This window comes from Kitasatospora sp. Xyl93 (genome assembly GCF_055383135.1).
Genome location: NZ_AP029185.1, coordinates 3,190,297 through 3,205,128, shown reverse-complemented (window position 1 = coordinate 3,205,128; position 14,832 = coordinate 3,190,297). Strand labels below are relative to the sequence as shown.

Below are 14,832 nucleotides of genomic sequence, written 5' to 3'. Positions count from 1 at the left end.
TCCCCTCACACCTCCCGGGTCCGCATCCGCCCGGGGCCACCTCCAAGGAACGACCCATGGAATCTCTGCCGCGACCCGTCCCGTCGCCTCCGCCGGGCTGCCCGATGCACGCCGGCGTGAGCACCCCGCTCTACGGGGAGATGTTCTCGGCCGACCCCGGCGCGGTCTACGACAAGCTGCGCGTCCACGGCCCCGCCGCGCCGGTGGAGTTGGCCCCCGGGGTGGACGCCACCCTGGTCACCTCGCACGAGGCCGCGCTGCGGGTGCTGCAGAACCCGGGGATGTTCGCCCGGGACTCGCGGCGCTGGGCGGCGCTGAACGAGGGCCGGGTGCCGATGGACAGCCCCGTCCTGCCGATGATGTTCTACCGGCCCAACTGCCTCTTCACGGACGGCGCCGAGCACCTGCGGCTGCGCAAGGCGGTCACCGAGAGCCTGGAGCGGCTCAACGACAGCCGGCTCAACCGGCACGTCGAGCGGATAGCCGGCTACCTGATCGACCAGTTCAGCCCGCTGGGCCGGGCCGACCTGCTCAACGACTACGCCAGGCTGCTGCCGCTGCTGCTGTTCAACCAGCTGTTCGGCTGCCCGGCCGACATCGGCGACCGGCTGACCCGCAGCATGTCCGCGCTCTTCGACGGCATCGACGTCATCCAGGCCAACGAGGAGCTGACCTCCTGCCTGATGGACCTGGTCGCGCTGAAGCGCCGCCAGCCCGGCGACGACATCACCTCCTGGCTCATCCAGCACCCGGCCGGCCTGCGCGACGAGGAGCTCAAGGACCAGCTGGTCATGCTGATGGGCGCCGGCGTCGAGCCCGAGCGCAACCTGATCGGCAACGCGCTGCTCCTGCTGCTCTCCGGCGAGGGCGGCTCCGGGCTGCGCATCGAGGACGCCCTCGACGACGTGCTGTGGAACAACCCGCCGATCGCCAACTACGCGACGCACTACCCGATGCAGGACCTCAACCTGGGCGGCGTCCCGATGGACGCCGGCAGCCCCGTGGTGATCAGCTTCGCCGCCGCCAACAGCGACCCCGCGCTGACCGACGCCCGGCTGACCCTCAGCAAGGGGGCGCACCTGGCCTGGGGCGCCGGCCCGCACGCCTGCCCGGCCAAGTCCCCGGCCCAGCTGATCGCCCTGAGCGCGATCGAGTGCCTGCTCAACGCGCTGCCGGACGTCACGCTCGCGGTGCCCGCGGAGAGCGTGGAGTGGCGGCCGGGTCCGTTCCAGCGCGGCCTGGTCTCGCTGCCGGTGCGGTTCAGCCCGGCGCCCGCCCGGACCACCGGGCCGGCCGCTGGGGCGGACGCCGCACCGGCCCCGTCGGCGGCGCCGGCCGGCTCCGAGCCGGCGCAGGCGTACCCGCAGGCCACCGCCCCGGCGGCGGGCCGGGCTCCGCAGAAGAAGGGGTGGTGGAGCTCCTTCCTGGACGTCTTCCGGCTCTGAGGCGTCCTCGGGCCCCGGGGTGGCCCGGGGCCCGGGTGTTCGGGGGCCCGAGGTGTCCCGGGCTGGCCCGGGCCCTGGGGTGTCCTGGGGCCCGGCCTCCGGTCGGGGGCGTCGACGGAGGGGCCGTCAAGGGCCCTTCGGTCACCGCGAGGTGAACGGCGTGCGACGCCGGTGCGGTACGTGACGGGGGCAACACTGATCGACGCTTGAGCGCGCTGTTGCTGGGTAGTACGCCGCCGTACTGCCCGCCCGCGCGTTAAGGAGCCCCGTGTGACCGCTGTGTTGGAAGCCCGCCCCGCGCCGGAGCGACCAGACGGGAGGGCCGACCGCCGCGCCGCCGTGCCGCTGCTGCGGAGGCTTCGCTCGCCCGAGGGGCTCGCCGACCCGAGCCCGGTCTACGACGAGCTGCGGGCGCTTGGCGACCTCGTCCCGGCGCCCTGGGGCGGCTACCTGGTCACCGGCTACGAGGCGTGCGACCAGGTCCTGCGCGGCAGGAACTGGCTCGTCCCCGACTTCGCCTGGCAGGAGCGGCAGACCGGCACGGAGCGCTGGGAGGCCGTCGCCACCCAGGAGATGAGCCGGACGCTCTCCCGGCTCAACGCCCCCGAGCACACCCGGCAACGGCGCAGCCTCGGGAGCCTCTTCGACCGCAACACCCTCCGGGACATGGTGCCGGCCGTCGAGGCCGACGCCGCCGGGCTGCTGGACCACCTCGCCGAGCGAATACGGGCGGACGGCGAGGCGGACTTCGCGGCCGTGGTCAGCGAGCAGCTGCCGATCGGCACCGTCGGGCGCTGGCTGGGCATCCGGCCCGCGGACTACCCGCACATCCTGGCGATGACCCACGACCAGGTGCACGCCCAGGAGCTGCTGCCCACCAAGAGCCAGCTGGCGGTCTCCGAGCAGGCCACCATGGAGCTGCGCCGGTACTTCACCCGCCTCGTCCAGGAGCGCCGCGACGGGGACGGCGACGACGTGATCGCCGGCTGGATCCGCACCTGGGACGCGCTGGAGTCCGACCGCGAGACCACCGACCGGATGGTCTACCAGCTCACCATGTTCGTCACCATCGCCTCGCTGGAGACCACGGCGACGATGCTCTCCTCGATGGTGTGGCAGCTGCTGCGGTCGCCCGGCCGGTGGCAGTGGCTGCGGGAGCGGCCCGAGCACGTCGACGGGGTGATCGACGAGGCACTGCGCTACGACCCGCCGATCCGCGTCAACAGCCGCATCGCGGGCGAGGACACCGAGCTGTCCGGGGTGTTCCTGCCCAAGGACACCATGGTCCACGTGATGTACGGCGCCGCCAACCGCGATCCGCGCCGCAACCCCGACCCGCACACCTTCGACCCGCTCCGCCGGGGCGCCCACCTCACCTTCGGCGGCGGCGCCCACTACTGCCTCGGCGCGGGCCTGGCGCGGCTGGAGGCGCGCGCCCTGCTCGGCCAACTGCTGGAGCGCTTCCCGACGTTGCGGGCGGTGAGCCCGCCGGAGCACGCGCCCCGGATGGTCTTCCACCGGGTGACGTCCCTGAGAGTCGCCGCATGAGCGTCACCCCGCGGGCTCCCCAGTACCCCCCGTACGCGATGCAACCCCCGTACATCGCGCACCCCTCGACGCCCGCCGACTGGTACCCGCGGCCCGCTCCCGAACCCGTGGCGGTCCCCGTGCCCGCGCCGGCCCGTACCGTCCGCTCCGAGCTCCGGGGCGCGGTGCTCCACGTCGAGCTGGACAGCCCGGAGACCGGGAACGCCGTCACCATGGCGATGCTGGACGAACTCCTCGCCGTCCTCGCCGTACCCGACCCGGCCGTGCGCGTGATCGTGCTGTCCGCGGCCGGCCGGGACTTCTGCCTCGGCGGCGACCGCGACGAACTCCTCGCGGGCCTGGACGAGGACCCGACCGGCGGCCGGATCCGGGCCTACGGGGACAGGGCGCGTCGGGTCTGCGACGCCCTCACCAACAGTCCCGCCGTCACCGTCGCCCGGGTCCAGGGCCGGGCGACCGGCGCCGGCTTCGCCCTGGCGCTCGCCTGCGACCTGCGGGTCGGCGCCGACAACGCCGTCTTCCGGCTGCCCGAGCTGGCCCTGGGCCTGCCGGTCGCCTGGGGCGGGCTGCTGCCCCGGCTGCTCCACGAGGTCGGCGCGGCCCGGGTCCGCGAGATCATCCTCACCGGCCGTCCGGTCGGCGCGGTGGAGGCGCGGGAGCTGGCCATCCTGCAGCGCGTCGTCGCCGAGGAGGACCTGGACGGGGCGGTGGCCGAGTGGGCCCGGCCCGTCACCCGCCGCCCCGAGGCCGCCCTGCGGGTCACCAAGACCCTGCTCGCCTCCCACGCGTCGGCCACCCGGCTGGCCGACGCCTCGGTGCTGGACTCCGAGCTGATGGCCTCCGTCCTCGCCGCCGCCCACTACTCCCGCGGCCTCGCCGCCCAGCACCCGGCCGACTGACCGGCGGTGCGGAGGAGGGGCCCGGGTCCCTCCTCCGCACGCGCGCGGAAACCGGTTATGGGCCGTGCCCGCGCCCTCGGTACGGTAGCCCTCGAACGATCAAGTGGGGGTTGTGACATGGGGGAGAACCGGGCCTCGGTCCGCGCGGTGGGCGTGGGCATCTCGGTGGTACTGCTGGTCGTCGGAGCGGCGGCCTGCTCGTCCGACGACAAGAAGGACACGGCGAAGGCGGCCCCGGCCGCCACCGGCGCGGCCGCGACCGCGACCGCCACGAAGGGCCCGGAGGCCTTCGCGGCAGCCGGGTACCGGGGGCTGAAGCCCGGGATGGCCAAGGACGCGGGGCTGGCCACCGGCGCCCTGGAGAGCTCGCCGGTCTCGCTGCTCGACGGCTGCACGGACTTCGTCTACAAGGGCGGCCCGGCGCCGGACCAGGCCCGGATGGCCGCAGAGGCGGCCACCGAGGCCCGCTACAAGGACCTGAACGCCCAGGCCGACGCGGCCTCGGGGAAGGCGCCCGCCCCGGGCGGCACCCTGCCGCCGAACGCCTCCGCCAAGGACGCGGCGGCCGCCGCCGCGGGATCGGCCGCCGCGGCCGCGGACTCGGCCGCCTCCGCGAAGCTGATCGCGGACGCCACGCAGGCCCTGGTCGCCATGAGGTTCGCCCAGGAGGCCAAGGACCAGGCGTACCTGGCCACCGGCCGGGTCTCCTTCGCCGCGACGGGCCTGCGCGAGCTGGCCGCCCCGGCGGACGCGCGGACGGCCGAGGGCATCGGCGCCGGCTCCACCGTGGAGGCGCTCCAGCAGGCGTACGGGGCCAAGGGCCTCCAGCTCGACAAGAGGGGCAGGTACGTGATGCCGGCCGAGGGACAGCAGGGCTGGCAGTACGAGTTCACCGTGGACGGCGGCAAGGTCACCGGGATGGCCGCGGTGAACCGCGACATCAAGTGCAGCTGACGGCCTGACGGTTCGGCAGGGGCAGCCCGCGCAGCGCCGCGCGGGCGCGGGCCGCGCCGCCGGGGGTGGCCCCGGCCCCGGTGCCGACGGCGACGGTTCTCGTGCCGAGGCCCGCGCAGGCGCGGCAGATGCCGGGGCGGGGCACCGGATCGTGGCAGCGGCCGCACTCGGCTCGGGGCGTGGGTGGTGGGGCTTCGGGGCGTTCCGGGGGGAGCTTGCGCCGCAGCCGGTCCCGGAGGACCGCCGCCGGGCAGTGCATCGGCTGCGGCAGCCCGGGGAGCAGGGCGTGGGCCAACCCGGCCTCGTCGCATCCCCGTTCCAGCCACTGCGCGACGAGCGGCGCCAGCGTCCGCGCCTCGGCCTCGCCGATGCGCAGACGCGGCTCGGGCCGGATCACCCGGAACAGGGTGGCCACGGCCGCCCGTGTCCGTTCATCCGGGAGGGTGGGTTCTTGCTCCGGGTTCTTTACGGGAGGGGTGACAGCGCCGCCGGTCCCTCCTCCACCGGAAGCCGGACGGGGGACAGCCGGTGCGCGGTGCGGGGTGTCGTAGACGTGGGCCTCGGAGCGGACCGTCCCGTCGGCCATCCGGACGGTGTCGACCCGGTAGTACCCGGCGTCCTTGAGTTCTTTGAGCGCCCGCCGCACAGCGCCCCGCCCCTGCGGGCTGCTGTCCGCCATCTGCCGCCCGTCCTCCCGCCAGCCGTCCGGGCGGGAGAGGAGATCGGCGAGCAGGCCGCGAGCGGTGTAGGAAAGCCGACGGTCCTGCAACAGGCCGTTGGGAAGCACGGTGAACGCGCGTGTGTGAACGCTACGATGAATCTGCATCTGGAGTTGCTGCTCCTGGTGCCCGACCCCGGGGTGTGTCACCACCGCCGGGGTCTCCTATGTTCTGTTGATGATGCGGAAAGTAGCACATCGGCTACACAGGGTGCGAACCGTTTGCGGACATCCCCCGCCCGCCAGGGGTGCCGTAGAGGAGGAGGAATCGCCCGGCGGCTAACGCACCACGGGAATCGCTCCGGAGCGCCAGTCGGCCAGCCGCTTGCGGATGCTCGACACCATCGGCAGCCCGTCCGTTTCGGCCGGGGTGAACCAGGCCACCTCGTGGGACTCGTCGGACACCCTCAGTTCCCCGCCGAGCGGGCGGCCGAGTAGGCAGATGGAGAACTCCTGGTGGACCTCGCCGTCGTCGTAGGCGAAGACGTGCCGAGGGTCGGTGTATGTGCCGACGATTCCGGTGATCTCGACCTCGATGCCGGTCTCCTCGCGCGTCTCGCGGATGCCGCACCCGGCGAGCGACTCACCGATCTCCATCTTTCCGCCGGGCAGTGCCCACATCCCGTTGTCGGTACGCCGCTGGAGCAGGACACGGCCCGCGCCGTCGACTGCGACCACCGACGCGGCCGGGACCAGCGAGTTTGCCTCGGGGGCGTTCGGGTCGTCCTTGTAGTCACGCCTGGACATGATCCACCACCTCGATCGAACACGGCGCTACGCCTCGGGCGGCACGCTGTAGCGGCTCAAGACGTCGTCGGTGGTGGCCCTGTCCAGCAGGCGCAGCTCCCAGGGCCCGGTGTTGACGTCGAACTCCTTGCCGAAGCCGACCCACTTGCCGGCCATCCGGCGCCCGGTCGGATCGACCAGCAGCTGAAGGGCGCCGTGGTACCTGGCCCCCTGGTAGTAGCCGTCCTGCGCGGTCTGCTCCACCCATGAGCCCGTCACGACGTTCCGGTCGACGGTGAGGTCGAACGACAGCGGTGAGTCGGGGTTGGACGACGCGCCGGGGAGGGAGCGGCCGGTGATCCGGTTTCCGCTCTGGGACAGCACGACGTGGTGCAGGCCTGTGAACGAGTTCTCCCGGCTGCTGCTGAAGAACTCGTAGTGGCTGATCCAGATCCCCGAGTAGTCCTCACCCGGGGAGGTGGATGCGGCCTGCACGGGCACGCCCGGTTCATCGCTGGTCATGTCATGGCCTCCCGTACCGTCCACGCTGACCCTCGGCGGTAGCTGTGGTGATTCGAAGCCGAGGCGGTCCACGGAGAGTTTGGTGACAGCCTCAAGGGCTCGAACGTACACCGGGCGGGGAAACCTGACCTCCCCTGACTCCCAGCGCTGTACGAGACGCTTGCTCGCGTCATTGGGTTCTCCCTGGGTCACCCCGACTGCCCTCAGGCGCTTCGCGAACTCGTCCTGGCTGAGGCGAAGTCCAAGGCGCACGGCCCTCAGAGTTTCGTTCGGCGTCGTCATGAACCCAACGATAGAGGTCAGCCGCCGCTGAAAGACGCCGAAATGACGCCTTGTCGGACACCGGAAAGACGTCTGAGCGGCGTCGCAATGGATTGACCTCGCAGGGCACCATCAAGCCCTCCGGTGATGACTGCTCGCTATCGGATGATCACCAACGGTGGTGCAACCGGCCTCCTCTTTCCTCCCCTTCGAGGTGCTCCCCCATGCTCACGTTCCGTCGCCCCCGCATGTTCGTCGCGCGTCTCGACTCCCGTGTCGAATCCACGCCCCTGGCACGCTACTTGCTCCGGGCCTACCTCTCCGGCCTCCCCACCGGTGACCGCTACCGCGACACTGCCGAGCTGCTCCTCGGCGAGCTCTTCGCCAACGCCGTCCAGCACTCCGCCGCGCCCGACGACCGGCACATCGAGGTCCGCTTCACTCTCACCCCCGACGACCTCCTGCGCCTCGAAGTGCACGATGCCGACACCACCCGCCCCCTCCTCCGTACCGCCACTCCCGACGACGAGCACGGACGCGGCCTGCTCCTCGTCGGCGAACTGGCCGAACGCCGGGGCTGCGCCTCCCGCCCGTGCGGCATCGGCAAGTACGTCTGGGCCCTCATCGCCCCCGCCACCACCCCCTGAAAGCCCGATTCCCCATGCACCTCGCCACCCTCGCCCGGCACACCCTCTCCCGTGGCGCCACCCCGGCCGCGACCTACGCCCTGATCGCCCGCCTCGGTCACAAGCCCCTGCCCACGGCCCGCGCCGTCTGCCTCGCCCTCGGCATCCCCCTCGCCGAGACCGTCCGCCGCCTCGCCGACTGCCATGACGCGCTGCTCGCCGACCCCCGTCCCGACTCGGAACACGACACCGGCGAACTCCTCGAAGCCCTCGGCGTCTTCGACGTCCCCAAGTCCCTCACCGACACCGAACTCGCCGTCGTCGACCACTTCCTGGTCGCCATCGAGGCCATGGGCGGCATCCGGCCCGGCCACCAGCACGGCCTCCAGCGCTGGTTCGCCACCGGCAACCTCACAGCCGCCTACCTCTCCCTGGCCGCTGCCCGCCCCCTGCCCCGCACCGGCGACCCCACCCGCTACTGGGCCAGCCTCGTCACCGCCGGCGAACTCCTCGCCACCACCCTCCCCTCCGACCGCCGCATCAGGTACGCCCTCACTCACTGCCGCACCCGTGTGACCTGCCTGTGCACGCAGGAAGTCGGCCAGGCCGACTTCCTGCGCAGAAGACCGGACAACGCAGTCTCGCCGCTTCGGCTCACCGAAGCGGCGACGGGGAGAAGGAGGAGTCGGGGCGGGCTTCCCAATCGTCCCGAGGCGTCGTGAGAATGGCGGAGAAGCCTGCTCTCGCCCCGCACTCACGAATCCTCCGGAGCTGCCACAGTGACGAGCAACACCGCACAGCAGGACGCCGCCGTCGCCGACAAGGCGATCCTCGCGAACAGCGCCTACGCCGACGGCCGCCACCTGGCCGCCCGGCAGTCCCTCTACCAGTGGCAGCGGCCGCGGTACGACCTGCCGGGGATCGTCGTCGAAGAGCTGGCCGGCACCAGCGGCACCGTGATCGACATCGGCTGCGGCAACGGAACGTACGTCAATCGCCTGCACCGGGACCGACCGGACCTCCAGGTCGTGGGAGTGGACATCTCGGCGGGCATCCTCGCCGACGTCCCGAAGCCGGTCCTGGTGGCCGACGCCCAAGCCCTGCCGTTCGGCGACGGCAGCGCCGACGCGGTGCTGGCCCTGCACATGCTGTACCACGTGGGCGACATCGAGGCCACGATCAAGGAACTGGCCCGCGTCCTCCGGCCTGGCGGTGTGCTCATCGCCTCGACCAACAGCGACACCGACAAGCAGGAGCTCGACCGGCTCTGGGCCAGGGCCGCAGGGGACGTCCTCGGGGTTCCCGAGGGCCCGGGGAGGGTCACCCTGAGCTCCCGGTTCTCGTTGGAGAAGGCCTCCGGCTACCTCGGTGCGGTGTTCGAGGACATCAGGGTGCGGGAACTGCCCGGCGTCATCGAGGTCACCGACCCCGCGCCGGTCGTCGCCCACCTGGCCTCCTACGAGGCCTGGGCCGACCGGAGCGGCGTCCCGTTCCACGAGACGGTCGGCCGGGCAGCGGAGATCGTCGCCGCGGCGATCGCCACCGAGGGGGTCTTCGAGATCAACAGCCTCGGCGGCATCCTGATCTGCCGCCGCTGAGGGGAGGTCGGTTGTGCGTTCGGCGGCCCCAGCCACTCATGGCCGGGGCCGCCGTGACTCTCTCTTCGGGGCGGGGCCGCGTGCGTTCACGCGGCCCCGCCGCCGGCTTCGGCGTGGTACGCCCACCTGCCGCACGGGAAGTCGGACTGGCCGACTTCTCGTGCGGGACGGCCGGTCAGCGGGCGGCGGCGCGCTGGAGGGCGCTGGCGAGGAGGGCGAGGTCGGTGGGGCCGTTGCCGAGCTCGCGGACCGGGCGGCGGGCCGGTGGGGCGCCGAGCTGGAGCGGGTCTATGGCGACGACGGTGGGCCGCAGCGTGGCGGTGCGCGGGATGCGGCCGCTGATCCGGGCGGTCTGGAAGGCGGTGACGCCGCCGTCCGGGAGCCGGAGGTAGCCGCGGCCGGGGGTGTCCTCGGGGAGGGCGGCCGCGTCGCCGAGATGGATCAGCAGGTCGGAGTCGGCCGGGTCGTCGGTGCGCAGCGCGATCCTCAGCAGCGCGGCCTCGTCCACCTCGGTGCCGGCGCTCTCCTCCGGGCGGCCGGTGGCGACGGCGAGGTGGATGCCGAGCGGCCCGCCGCGGCGGGCGACGGCGGCCAGCGCGCGGGCGAGCGGGCGGCCGGCGGCGGAGGTGGGGGAGAGCAGGGCGTCGTAGTCGTCGACGACGACGACCAGCCGGGCGGGGGGAGCGGCCGGTCCGGTCGGGCGGGGGCCTTCCGCGCTGCGCGGCGGGATGATCCGGGGGGTGGTGGCCGCTCCGCCGCCGACGGCGGCGGGCACCGGGACCTTGGCGTGCTCCGCGTCCTCCTCCGGCCCGTCCAGGCTCTGCTCGTCCAGGATGCGGGCGGCGTGCCAGGAGGCGAAGTCCAGCCCGTCGAACAGCCGCTCCCGGATGGTGAGTTCGTCCTCCAGCGCCTCGGCGGCGAGCAGGGCGGCGCGCGGGTCGGCGGCGGCGTTCACCCGGCCGGTGACGTGCGGCAGCTCGGTGCAGCCGTCCAGCCCGTCCTGCCCGTCCGACACGGCCCGGCCCTCGATGATCGTGACGGCCAGCCGCTCGGGCCGCTCGGAGACGGCGAGCGAGGCGACCAGGGTGCGCAGCAGCTCGGTCTTGCCGGAGCCGCGGGCGCCGCCGATCAGCAGGTGCGGGCCGCCCGGGTCGGGGGAGGGGAGGGTGAGCTCGGGGTCGGCCAGGTCGAGCGTGCAGAGCTCGTCCCGGGTGGTGCCGAGCAGGGCGGTGGCGGCGCCGATGCCGCCGGCGTGGGCGTCCCAGCGGGCGGAGAGCTTGGCCGGGGTGACGGTGTCGAGCTGGAGCAGGTCGAGCAGCCGCAGGACGTCGGGCAGCGGGCCGCGGGCGGCCGGGGTGGCCTCGCGCAGCGGGGCGAGGAGCCGGGCGAGGCGTTCGGCCCAGGCGTCCGAGACGGCGTCCAGCGAGACCTCGTGCAGGGCCTCCCGGCCGCGGGCGACCGGGCGGTCCAGCGAGAACTGGGTGCCGACCTCGCCGGTGATCACGGCGGTGGCGCCGAGGCCCCGGGGGAGCAGTTCGGGCTGTTCGGCGAGGCAGATCGGGAAGATGCCGACGGCGGGGCCCTGGCGCAGCAGCAGGTCGAGCGCCTGCCGGGCGGCCTCGGTGGCCGGGCGGCCGTCCACCACGACCACGGTGGCGGGGTGGCCGCCGAGGCCGCTGGGGCCGCTGAGCCGGGCGGTGAGCTCGGTCAGCCGGGCGGTGGCCTGTTCGTCGTCGAGGCCGATCAGCAGTCGGCAGTCCTGGCCGTCGACCGGGCGCAGGTGGGGCAGCCACAGGGCCCAGGCCCAGGTGTCGGCGCGGTCCTCGGCGGCGCGGGCCGGGTCGGCGTCGACCACGACAAGGCTGAGCCCGGTCGGCGGGTGCAGCGCGGCGAGCTGGGCGACGACGGCGCGGGCGAGCGCGTCCAGGCGCTCGCGCGGGCCGCTGAGGCCGAGGCTGCCGGCGGTCTGGAGGTCGAGGGTGATCGGGACGGCGGGCAGCGTGGTGCCCGGCGTGGTGCCGGGGCCGCCGGGGCGGTCGGCGGTGCCGAGGCGCAGGGTGAGCGCGTCGGGGTGGCCGGGGCCGCGTTCCCAGAGCCGGGGGCCGGGGCCGACGGCGTTGAGCAGCAGGGTGGCGAGGTCGGGCCAGCGTTCGCGCTGGGCGGCGGTCTGGCGCAGCCGTACCGCGGCGTGGTGGCGTTCGGCGCTCTCCTGGCCGGGCGGCTCGGCGGCGCGGCCGGGCAGCAGGGAGAACAGCCCGCGGCCGCGGCCCTGGGCGGGTTCGGGGGCGGCGGGCGGTTCGACCACGGGCGGCGCGGGCCGGACCGGGCCGGGGGCGGCGAGCTGGAGGTGGCCGTGGCCGTCCGGCAGGGCGGCGCGGACGGCTCCGGTGGCTTCGGCCGGTTCGGGGGCGGTCACCTGGAGGGTGGACTCGCCGATCCGCAGCAGGGCGCCGGGCTCCAGCGGGACGGCGGCCTCCGGCGGGCCGGGCGGGACGAGCCGGCCGTCCAGGGCGGTGCCGTTGGTGGAGCCGAGGTCGCGGACGGAGACCCGGCCGTCCTCGGCGAGGTGCAGGGACAGGTGCAGCCGCGAGACGTCCGGGTCGTCGAGCGGGACGTCGGCCTCGGCGGAGCGGCCGACCCGGATCTCCCGGCCGTGCAGCCGGTGCACGCCGCCGGCGTCGGGGCCGCCGACCACCCGCAGTTCGGCGGCGGGGGCGTCGTCGGGGTCGTCGGCGGTGGGGTCGGGCTCGTTCAGGCTGAGCACGGCGCCGTCGAGCAGAGGGGGGTGGCCGAGCAGGGTGTGCTCGTCGACCCGGTGCGCCCCGGCGTAGAGGTGCACGTGGGTGGCGGCCCGCGGCCCGCGGACGCCCACGGCCCCGGCGAGCGCGCCCGCGATGGCGCCGAGTGCGGTGCCGACGGGCGCGGTGACCAGCACGTCCACGTAGGGAATGGCGGAGCCGGCGGCGGACGGGCCGCTGCGCGGTCGGAGGACGGTCAGCCGGATCTGCATCTCGCCCGCGGGTCCCTTCTGCTGATGTGAAGCCTGGTGCCGCTGCCCGGTGCCGTGGGCACCGTTGGGCCACACGAGTGGCGAGTGTCCATCCTGCCATCCGTCGAGGACGGTCCGCGCACCGTACCGGATTTGACGATCTTGCGATCATCGCCGTGGCGCGGGCGACGGAGGGTCAGGTCGACCGGCCCCTCGCGGGGTGCCCGGGACCTTCCCTAGGGGATGTCCCCCAACCCTTCCCCAGACCCTGCGGATGGCCTACCGGCCACCTCAAAAACCCGAACGGACACCGTTAGAGTGGCCGCAGACACGGGCCCGGCAGGCTCACCGCACCAGCGGAGGAGCGCCCCGCGCGGGCGGCACGGCGAGGAGTGCGACAGGTGCGGCCAGTCGGCAGCAAATATCTGCTGGATGAGACCCTCGGGCGGGGTGCGACCGGGACCGTCTGGCGCGGCGTGGTGCGCGAGGACGTCCAGGTGCCGGGCTGCGCGCCCGGCCAGCGGGTGGCGATCAAGGTGCTGCGCGAGGAGCTGGCCGCCGACCCGGACGTGGTGATGCGCTTCCTGCGCGAGCGCTCGCTGCTGCTGCGGCTGACCCACCCCAACATCGTCCGGGTCCGCGACCTGGTCGTCGAGGGCGAGCTGCTGGCCCTGGTGATGGACCTGGTGGAGGGCCCCGACCTGGCCCGCTACCTGCGCGCCAACGGCCCCTTCAGCCCGATCGCGGGCGCCCTGCTGATGGCCCAGGTCGCGGACGCGCTGGCGGCCAGCCACGCGGACGGGATCGTCCACCGCGACCTCAAGCCGGCCAACGTGCTGCTCGCCTCCACCCTGGTGGACGGCGTCGAGCGGATGCACCCGCTGCTGACCGACTTCGGCATCGCCCGGCTGGCCGACTCCCCGGGCGTCACCCGCACCCACGAGTTCGTCGGCACCCCCGCCTACGTCGCGCCGGAGTCCGCCGAGGGCCGTCCGCAGACCTCCGCGGTGGACGTGTACGGCGCCGGGATCATGCTGTACGAGCTGGTCACCGGCCGCCAGCCGTTCCAGGGCGACAGCGCGCTCGCCGTGCTCCAGGCCCACCTGGCCCAGGAGCCGCAGCGGCCCAGCACCATGCCCGAGCCGCTCTGGACGGTGATCGAGCGCTGCCTGCGCAAGGACCCGGCCCAGCGGCCCGGCGCCACCTCGCTGGCCCACGCGCTGCGGGTGGTCGCGGCCGGCGTCGGCGTGCACGCCTCCCCGGCGGCGGTGGACGAGGCGCTGGCGGTCGGCGCCCTGCTGCTGCCGGACCCGCAGCCGACCGCCGTCCCCGCCACCGCGTCGCCGCTGCCGCCCGCGACGGTGCCGGGCGCGATGGGCCCGGGTGCGACGGCCCTGGGCGCCGACGACCGCACCCAGGTGCTGCCGCCGCCCCCGGCCGGACCGCAGTACGACCCGGCCGGGGCGACCCGGGTGATGGGCACCCAGCCGCCGCCGGCGCCCCCGCAGGGCGCCGAGGACCGCACCCGGGTGATGCCGCCCGCCGCCGTGCCGCCGCCCCCGCCCGCCGCGCCGCCCCAGGAGGAGGCGCCGCACCCGTGGCAGACCCAGCTGCGCGCGGCGCGGGACCGCAACCAGCAGACCCAGGTCGGCTACTTCGGCCCGGAGGACTACGAGGACTACCCGGACCCGCAGGTCGCCCCGCCGCCCTACCAGGCCGGCCAGGGCGGCCACCCCGGCCAGGGCCGTCGGCCGGGCCAGGGGGCCCCGGGCGGCCGCCCCGGGCCGCAGCAGCCCGGCGGCTACCGCCAGTCCCCGCCCCCGCCCGGCTACGCCCAGCGCCCGCCGGTGGCCCCGCCGCCGTACCAGGCGGGCCAGGGCGGCCACGGCGGTCCGCAGGGCCAGGGTGGTCAGCGGGGCCAGGGCGGCCAGGGCGGCCGCCCCGGGCCGCAGCAGCCCGGCGGCTACCGGCAGGCCCCGTCCGGGTACGGGCAGCCGCAGGGCGGCTACCCGCCGCCGCCCGCGCCCACCCCGGTGCCGCGCCGGGCCGAGCCGCCCGCGCCGCAGTACCGGGAGGCCCCGCCGCAGCGCCGTGAGGAGCCGCCGGCCCCGGCCCGCCGCGAGCCCGCGCCGGCCCGCGAGCCGCGCCCGCGCAGCCGCAACCGGATGTACATCCCGGGGCTCGGCTGCCTCAAGGGCTGCCTGATGGTCCTGCTGGTGCTGGCCGTGGCCGGGGTGGCGCTGTGGAACTTCACGCCGCTGCCGCAGTACTGGGACAACGTGGTGGGCTGGTTCGACTCGGCGCGCGGCTGGGTGAACAGCGTCCTCGGCAGGTAGCGCCCCGGGAGGGCGCCCGTGCCAGGCCGACTGGGCCGGTGCCCGTGCCGGCTCGGCATCGGGGGCCGGGCCGATCCGGCCCCGGCCCGCCCGGGCGGCGATATTGACGCTATGTCGACAATTCGCGAGATTTCTCGGCCGGGAGTCCCGCCCAGGGCCCCTCAGGCGGCCCGCGCGGGGCCTCCGGGCGCGTAGGTTGGTCGCTGTTGT

The 14,832-nt window shown here is 74.8% G+C and carries 12 protein-coding genes; 8 read left to right on the top strand and 4 right to left on the bottom strand.

The features are described from left to right. Positions 1 to 56 precede the first annotated feature (56 nt). From ACZ5GH_RS14160 to ACZ5GH_RS14145, 4 genes are all read left to right on the top strand, one after another. The gene (locus tag ACZ5GH_RS14160; RefSeq protein WP_387756855.1) at positions 57 to 1,445 is read left to right on the top strand and encodes a cytochrome P450 family protein; all 1,389 of its coding nucleotides are present in this window, start codon (positions 57 to 59) and stop codon (positions 1,443 to 1,445) included. A gap of 345 nt (positions 1,446 to 1,790) precedes the next feature. Continuing rightward, the gene (locus ACZ5GH_RS14155) at positions 1,791 to 2,993 is read left to right on the top strand and encodes a cytochrome P450 (RefSeq protein ID WP_387757051.1); all 1,203 of its coding nucleotides are present in this window, start codon (positions 1,791 to 1,793) and stop codon (positions 2,991 to 2,993) included. Beyond that, positions 2,990 to 3,892 (top strand): enoyl-CoA hydratase/isomerase family protein, encoded by a 903-nt coding sequence (locus tag ACZ5GH_RS14150; protein ID WP_387756856.1) that lies wholly within the window; start codon positions 2,990 to 2,992, stop codon positions 3,890 to 3,892. The genes ACZ5GH_RS14155 and ACZ5GH_RS14150 overlap by 4 nt, the downstream gene beginning before the upstream one ends. A 117-nt stretch (positions 3,893 to 4,009) precedes the next feature. Next, a complete protein-coding gene (locus tag ACZ5GH_RS14145; RefSeq protein WP_464334430.1) occupies positions 4,010 to 4,846 on the top strand; it encodes a hypothetical protein in 837 nt (278 codons plus the stop codon). Here the strand turns inward: ACZ5GH_RS14145 and ACZ5GH_RS14140 are convergent. The 3 genes from ACZ5GH_RS14140 to ACZ5GH_RS14130 form a co-directional block, all read right to left on the bottom strand. Further along, positions 4,833 to 5,672, bottom strand: a complete 840-nt coding sequence (locus ACZ5GH_RS14140) for a hypothetical protein (RefSeq protein ID WP_464334429.1) — start codon at positions 5,670 to 5,672, stop codon at positions 4,833 to 4,835. The genes ACZ5GH_RS14145 and ACZ5GH_RS14140 overlap by 14 nt on opposite strands. A 171-nt stretch (positions 5,673 to 5,843) precedes the next feature. After that, positions 5,844 to 6,311, bottom strand: coding sequence for an NUDIX hydrolase (locus ACZ5GH_RS14135; RefSeq protein ID WP_464334428.1), 468 nt, complete (start codon positions 6,309 to 6,311; stop codon positions 5,844 to 5,846). 27 nt (positions 6,312 to 6,338) lie between these two features. Continuing rightward, on the bottom strand, positions 6,339 to 7,094 hold the full coding sequence (locus tag ACZ5GH_RS14130; protein WP_464334427.1) for a helix-turn-helix domain-containing protein: 756 nt from the start codon (positions 7,092 to 7,094) through the stop codon (positions 6,339 to 6,341). A gap of 203 nt (positions 7,095 to 7,297) precedes the next feature. On the opposite strand from ACZ5GH_RS14130, the gene ACZ5GH_RS14125 reads away from it, so the two are divergent. The 3 genes from ACZ5GH_RS14125 to ACZ5GH_RS14115 are packed head-to-tail and all read left to right on the top strand — an operon-like array spanning position 7,298 to position 9,297. Then, complete coding sequence (locus ACZ5GH_RS14125; protein WP_464334426.1) at positions 7,298 to 7,720, top strand: ATP-binding protein; 423 nt, start codon at positions 7,298 to 7,300, stop codon at positions 7,718 to 7,720. A gap of 14 nt (positions 7,721 to 7,734) precedes the next feature. Then, positions 7,735 to 8,421, top strand: a complete 687-nt coding sequence (locus tag ACZ5GH_RS14120; protein WP_464334425.1) for a hypothetical protein — start codon at positions 7,735 to 7,737, stop codon at positions 8,419 to 8,421. Positions 8,422 to 8,478: 57 nt separating this feature from the next. Continuing rightward, positions 8,479 to 9,297: a class I SAM-dependent methyltransferase gene (locus ACZ5GH_RS14115; RefSeq protein WP_464334424.1), complete on the top strand. Its 819-nt coding sequence runs from the start codon at positions 8,479 to 8,481 to the stop codon at positions 9,295 to 9,297. A 175-nt stretch (positions 9,298 to 9,472) separates the two neighbouring features. On the opposite strand, the gene ACZ5GH_RS14110 is transcribed toward ACZ5GH_RS14115, so the two are convergent. Next, positions 9,473 to 12,307 (bottom strand): FtsK/SpoIIIE domain-containing protein, encoded by a 2,835-nt coding sequence (locus tag ACZ5GH_RS14110; RefSeq protein ID WP_464334423.1) that lies wholly within the window; start codon positions 12,305 to 12,307, stop codon positions 9,473 to 9,475. 380 nt (positions 12,308 to 12,687) lie between these two features. On the opposite strand from ACZ5GH_RS14110, the gene ACZ5GH_RS14105 reads away from it, so the two are divergent. Further along, positions 12,688 to 14,622 carry a serine/threonine-protein kinase gene (locus tag ACZ5GH_RS14105; protein WP_464334422.1) on the top strand — a complete coding sequence of 645 codons (1,935 nt, stop codon included), beginning with the start codon at positions 12,688 to 12,690 and terminating at the stop codon, positions 14,620 to 14,622. The last annotated feature ends 210 nt before the right edge of the window (positions 14,623 to 14,832 follow it).